Here is a 487-nt window from a genome sequence, read left to right as displayed (position 1 = left end):
TACATTGAGAGATGTAAGTCCGGTTCGGGGAGGAGCACTTGAAAACCTACTACAGTAATGTAGCAAGGCGTTGGGTGCTTACTCTACTTATATGTTGATGCGGTTTTGAAATATTTTATACCTGGCGCACCAGTAAATGGCGGTGGAGGAAGCACAGGAGGCGGTTCTTCCGGCTCACAAGTTGCGGACGTAGGGCGTCAATGGATTGGACGTTCTACCTATGTATTTGGTGGTGGACGTAACACAAATGACATTGCAAGAGGGATTTTTGATTGTAGTAGTTTTGTACGTTGGGCATTTGAACAGGTTGGGATGAATGTGAGTCCAATGGGAGCTGTAAGTACAGAAACTTTAAATAAGATTGGTACACAAATTTCACCAATGGAAATGAAAGCTGGTGATGTTATTTTCTTTGATACGTATAAACATGACGGTCATGTTGGCATTGTCATTGATCAAAATACTTTCATTGGTTGTCAAACGAATA

1 pseudogene is annotated in these 487 nt (G+C 41.7%); it reads left to right on the top strand.

Annotated features, from left to right (window positions below):
* Window positions 1–87 precede the first annotated feature (87 nt).
* Window positions 88–487: pseudogene (locus ORL93_RS30980) on the top strand (C40 family peptidase); the annotation flags it as partial.

Origin of the sequence: Bacillus sp. DHT2 (assembly GCF_026241455.1) — a bacterium.
Taxonomy (GTDB): Bacteria; Bacillota; Bacilli; order Bacillales; family Bacillaceae_G; genus Bacillus_A; species Bacillus_A pseudomycoides.
The sequence above is the reverse complement of the archived record's forward strand: the minus strand, read 5'-3'. Positions and strand labels throughout refer to the sequence as shown.